This is a genomic window from Noviherbaspirillum sp. (genome assembly GCF_036846085.1).
Classification (GTDB): domain Bacteria; phylum Pseudomonadota; class Gammaproteobacteria; order Burkholderiales; family Burkholderiaceae_D; genus Noviherbaspirillum.
Genome location: NZ_DAIUCO010000332.1, coordinates 1 through 5,053, shown reverse-complemented (window position 1 = coordinate 5,053; position 5,053 = coordinate 1). Strand labels below are relative to the sequence as shown.

The window sequence follows — 5,053 nt, the reverse complement described above, 5'->3', positions numbered from 1 at the left end:
GGCCACACGGTCACCGCGCTCCTGGAACGGCTCATGGATGCTTCCGGGGACCAGGACATCATTGAATGCGTGGAGGATTTCCTGCTGCAAGGCTTGCTCGCCGGGCGTGGCCGATCATCGGTTCTGCCGAAACTGTCTCTGGAGCATGTGCTGCTGCCGGCAGGCGAACTCGCCGGCAGCCTGGCGATGAGCACGCGTCAGCTCGAACGCCGCTTCCTGGTCAACTACGGCCTTTCGCTGCGCGACTATCGCCGGCTTGCGCGGTTTTCCAGCGCGCTCGGCAGGCTGATACAAGGTGCTTCGCAAACCGGAGAAATGTCCCGCATCGCACACGACGCAGGCTATGTCGACCAGGCGCATTTCATCCGGGATTTCCGCCAGTTCGTCGGTGAATCCCCAGGTCGATTCGCGAAGGCCCGGAATGAGAGCGAATCCATCTATCACTTCTGGCAGCTGCGCCCCGACGAACTGGCCTCCTACCTGGATTAGCGCCATCCGCAAAACACCGGCACGGCGGCACCGGAATGCCGCCGGATGTCGTGTCGGTACAATTTTTTTCGTCCGCTTTCAATTACTCTTGTCGCGATTGAACGGGAGCGCATCATGGACGCCACTTCGCTTGAAAGCCACGGATATATTCTCACCAGCGCCGAAGAGTTGCTCGCGAACGCCCGCAGCAACAGCATCTGGTATCTCTCGTTCGGGCTGGCATGCTGCGCCGTCGAGATGATGCAGGCGGCGGCGTCGCGATACGACATGGACCGTTTCGGCATCATGCCGCGCGCCAGTCCGCGGCAGGCCGACCTGATGATCGTCGCCGGCACGCTCACCAACAAGATGGCGGTGGCGTTGCGCAAGGTCTATGACCAGATGCCGGACCCGAAGTACGTGATATCCATGGGCTCGTGCGCGAACGGCGGCGGGTACTATCACTACTCCTATTCGGTCGTCAGGGGCTGCGACCGCATCATTCCCGTGGATGTGTACGTGCCGGGCTGTCCTCCGACGGCGGAAGCGCTCATCTACGGCATCATGCAACTGCAGCAGAAAGTCCGGCGATCGCGCGTCATCCGACGCTAGCGCGACGGAAGCCGCTGCAACAATGGGCAGCGCAGGACGACCGATATACGGTCAAAGAATGCCGCGCTCTCGATAGGGCTCGTGCCGGATGACGCGCTCATAGCCGAACCGGCCGAGGTCGATCGTCTCGAAACGTCCATGGCGGATCAGCTCCGCGATGCCGCGTCCGGCAGCCGGCGCGTGCATCATGCCGTGCCCGGAGAATCCCGCCACGACGTAGAAGTTCTCATGATGGCCGCTCCAGTTGCCGATGATGGGGTTGCCGTCGAGCTCGCATTGCTCGTACAGGCCGGACCATGTGCGATGACATTTCGCGCCCTCGAAAGCGAACGGGAACCGGTGGGCCAGTGCAGGCCATACGACCTCGTCGAAATAGGTGTGGTTGACATCGAAATTGAAACCGCGCGGCTCGTCCGAATTCACCAGCCCGCCGGAATAGCCGTGTGCCTCCGGCCGGAAGGCAAGGCGGCTTAGATCCTTGACGTAGGGAAGCGGCTCGATCTTGTGGTGGCCGGTGAAGAAATGCTCGAAACGCCGCAACGGGCTGATTGGCAAATACATGCCCGCCATTGCACTGACCTGCCCTGCCCATGCGCCGGCGGCATTGACGAGAATGTCCGCAACCAATTCATTGCCGGTGCTCAGGGTAACGCCCGTGAGCAGCGTATCCGACGACGTGAATCCGGTGACCTTCGCCTGGATGTAGTCGACGCCGAGCGATCGCGCCTTCTTCTTCATTCCCTGCAGGAAGCCGCTCGGATCGCACCAGCCGTCGCGTGGCGAGTAGGCCGCGCCGTCGAGGTCGTCCACGTACATCGAGGGGAAAAGCTGGCGCAGGCCGTCACGGTCGAGAAGCCGGATCTCCGCGCCCCTGGCACGTTGCGTCTGTGCATTTTCCTCGAGCGCCCGCAGCGATTGGTCGCCGTTGACGATGAACAGATAGCCCTGCTCGATCCAGTCGATGTGCGCCCGTTCTCCACCGACCGCCATCTCCTCGGGAAAGCGCTTGATGAAGTCGATGCTGAAGTTCGACATTTCGATGTTTTCAGGGCAGGAAAACAACCGGCGGGCGCCGCCCGAAGCACGGACCGTGGAGGCGAACTCATACGTCGGATCCGGCTCGATGACCGCGACGTCGATCGACGGATCGCGCTGTTTCAAAAAGTACGCGACCGAGGAACCCATGATGCCGCCGCCGATGATCACGACATCGAATCTGCTTTTTGAGGTGTTCATGTCATTCCTTTCGAACGAGGCGCTCAGTCATGGTCGGCCCCGGGGTGACCGGCACCGGTGTGCGACAGGTCGCCGCATGCAGTATAGCGTGACGGATGCAACGCATTTCGATACATGGCATATACATTCCGGTACATACATCTGGTAACCCGCCTTACCGATTTTTCATTGGCGGATTCGTCTGCGTCGTTTGTAATACAGCTACCACCAACGACGTTCGACGGAGTCAAGATGAAAAAGCTGATGTTGTCCCTGGCCGCCATCGGCGGCCTCTTAACCGGTTGCGTCGCCGTGCCCGTCAGTGACGCAGGCGTGCACGTGACGGGCACCGTCCGGTCCGACGGCGGCGCCTATCCCCACCGGCAGGCGCATGGTCACGGGCATGGCCGCCACCGCGACTGGGACCGCGACCGGGACGGCATACCGAACCGTCACGACCGTCGCCCCAACAATCCCAACCGCTATTAATGTCCGACCATTTGCATATCGATGATGCAAGCAAACGAACTTCAACAGGAGTGTCAAAACATGAAAGCCAGATCAATTGTCTTTTCCGTTGTCGCATCCGCCATCGTGAGCTGCATCGGCATCGCGCCGGCGTTTGCGCAGCACGCCAGTACGCCAGGCATCGACAATGCGCAACAGCAGATCCGCACGCGCATACAGCAGGGCATCGCCTCCGGCCACATCACCCCGCATGAAGCGGAAGAATTGCATGCGCGCGAGCGGAACCTGCAGTACCGAGAAATGCAGATGAAACGGGATGGCAACGCGACGCCGCAGGAGCGCCGGCAGTTGCGCGAGGAGCTGGACAATATGCATGCGGAAGTGGAGCGCAAGCTTGCCAACCGGCATGTCGCCGTCCAGCCGCAAAATGGCACGCAGGGCATCGACAGGGCGCAATACGATATCCGCGCCCGCATCCAGCATGGCATCCGGACCGGGAACCTTACGCAACGGGAATCAAATGCCCTGTTTGCACGGGAACGCCAGATTCACCGCCGCGAAGCCGCGTTCAAGTCGGACGGCGTCGTGACCCAGACGGAGCGCCAGCAGCTGCGGGAGGAGATCGCCATGCTGAGTCAGGATGTCGACAGGATGATGGCGAACCGGCGTCATTATTGAGTTCGGGCAGGCACGGCGAAGGTCGCGGCGGTTCATGCTTTTCTGCATCAATCGCTGCCCCTACACCTGCCGGCACGGCGTATCAGTGCGCATCCTGCAGCGGGGTCAATCGCCAATAATCTTGACGAGCACCCGTTTTCTTCGCATGCCATCGAACTCGCCATAAAAGATCTGCTCCCACGGACCAAAATCAAGCTGGCCGTTCGTGATCGCCACTACCACTTCCCTGCCCATGACCTGGCGCTTGATGTGGGCGTCGGCATTGTCCTCGCCGGTGTCGTTGTGGCGGTACTGTCCGACCGGCGCATGCGGCGCCAGCTCTTCCAGCCACACTTCGTAGTCATGAAGCAGTCCCGGCTCATCGTCGTTGATGAATACCGACGCCGAGATATGCATCGCATTCACCAGCACCAGCCCTTCCCTGACGCCGCTTTCGGCCAGGCATGCTTCGACCTGGCCCGTGATGTTGATGAACGCGCGGCGCGTCGGCGTGTTGAACCAGAGTTCCTTGCGGTAGCTTTTCATATCCATGTCCCCATGGCCCGTCACTCGAAGACAAGCCGGTACCCGATGCCCGTCTCGGTCAGTATGTACGCCGGACGAGCCGGGTCGTCTTCCAGTTTCTGTCGCAAATGCCCCATGTAAATGCGCAGGTAGTGGCTGCGCTCCGAATTGCCCGGTCCCCATACCTCACGCAACAGGTAGGCATGTGTCAGGACCTTGCCGGCATTGCGCACCAATGTCGCCAGGAGCCGGTATTCGATCGGGGTGAGATGAACGGGTTCCCCGTTGCGCGTCACCTGGCGGCGCAGGAAATCGGCCGTGACGTCTCCGAAGCGCACTATCGGTTCAGGGGCCTGGGCGTCTTTCAATGGCCGCTTGCGCAGGTGGGCGCGTATGCGGGCAAGCAACTCCGGTGCGCCGAAAGGCTTGGTCAGGTAATCGTCCGCACCGGCATCAAGCGCATGGACTTTTTGCATTTCCTCGCTGCGCGCGGATAACACCACGATGGGAAAAGCCGCCCAGGTGCGCAACTGCCGAATGACCTGGATGCCATCCGTGTCGGGCAGACCGAGATCGAGTACGACGAGATCCGGCCGCCGCAAGCCGATGCATTCCATGCCCTCCCTGCCGGTTTCCGCTTCGCTGACGCGCATGCCGGCCGCTTCCAGCGATATGCGCAGAAAGCGCCGGATGTGCTTCTCGTCCTCGATCAGTAGAATATGCGCCGCGGCCGCATTCATGGAACACCTTCGGTTCCGTGCATTTCCTCCCATTCCGGCATACCGTGAGCCGCGGGGGGCGACCCGGCCGGCAGCGTGAATACGAACGCGGCACCGCCGCCGCTGCGGCTTTCAACCCAAATCCGTCCGCCATGGGCGGCAATGATCGTCCGGCAAATGGCAAGCCCCAATCCGACGCCCGCAAGGGAGGATTCGGTTGCGCCGCGGGTGAATTTTTCAAAGATCGCTTCGCGCGCTTCCTCCGGCACGCCGCAGCCGCGGTCTTCCACGGACACGCGGACGACCGTGCCATCCGGTGCCGCGGTGATCAGCAGCGGACTGCCGGCAGGCGTGTACTTGGCCGCATTGTCCAGGAGGTTGCACAGCAC

Annotated in this window: 8 protein-coding genes; 4 read left to right on the top strand and 4 right to left on the bottom strand. The window is 61.5% G+C overall.

Features of this window, described 5'->3' with window-relative positions:
• Window positions 1-489, top strand: a 489-nt coding sequence (locus tag V7080_RS24000) for a helix-turn-helix domain-containing protein (protein ID WP_334190901.1), incomplete at its 5' end; no start/stop codon positions are given.
• Between the two features lie 114 nt (window positions 490-603).
• Window positions 604-1,080: a NuoB/complex I 20 kDa subunit family protein gene (locus V7080_RS23995; protein WP_334190900.1), complete on the top strand. Its 477-nt coding sequence runs from the start codon at window positions 604-606 to the stop codon at window positions 1,078-1,080.
• Window positions 1,081-1,131: 51 nt separating this feature from the next.
• Here V7080_RS23995 and V7080_RS23990 read toward each other — a convergent pair whose 3' ends face one another.
• Window positions 1,132-2,316, bottom strand: a complete 1,185-nt coding sequence (locus V7080_RS23990; protein WP_334190899.1) for an NAD(P)/FAD-dependent oxidoreductase — start codon at window positions 2,314-2,316, stop codon at window positions 1,132-1,134.
• A 231-nt stretch (window positions 2,317-2,547) separates the two neighbouring features.
• On the opposite strand from V7080_RS23990, the gene V7080_RS23985 reads away from it, so the two are divergent.
• On the top strand, window positions 2,548-2,784 hold the full coding sequence (locus V7080_RS23985) for a hypothetical protein (RefSeq protein ID WP_334190898.1): 237 nt from the start codon (window positions 2,548-2,550) through the stop codon (window positions 2,782-2,784).
• A gap of 60 nt (window positions 2,785-2,844) precedes the next feature.
• Complete coding sequence (locus tag V7080_RS23980) at window positions 2,845-3,441, top strand: hypothetical protein (RefSeq protein ID WP_334190897.1); 597 nt, start codon at window positions 2,845-2,847, stop codon at window positions 3,439-3,441.
• Window positions 3,442-3,546: 105 nt separating this feature from the next.
• On the opposite strand, the gene V7080_RS23975 is transcribed toward V7080_RS23980, so the two are convergent.
• From V7080_RS23975 to V7080_RS23965, 3 genes are all read right to left on the bottom strand, one after another.
• Window positions 3,547-3,966, bottom strand: coding sequence for a secondary thiamine-phosphate synthase enzyme YjbQ (locus tag V7080_RS23975; RefSeq protein WP_334190896.1), 420 nt, complete (start codon window positions 3,964-3,966; stop codon window positions 3,547-3,549).
• A gap of 20 nt (window positions 3,967-3,986) precedes the next feature.
• A complete protein-coding gene (kdpE, locus tag V7080_RS23970; RefSeq protein WP_334190895.1) occupies window positions 3,987-4,685 on the bottom strand; it encodes a two-component system response regulator KdpE in 699 nt (232 codons plus the stop codon).
• Window positions 4,682-5,053 (bottom strand): sensor histidine kinase (locus V7080_RS23965; RefSeq protein WP_334190894.1); only part of this gene is annotated, 372 nt, incomplete at its 5' end. The genes V7080_RS23965 and kdpE, both read right to left, overlap by 4 nt.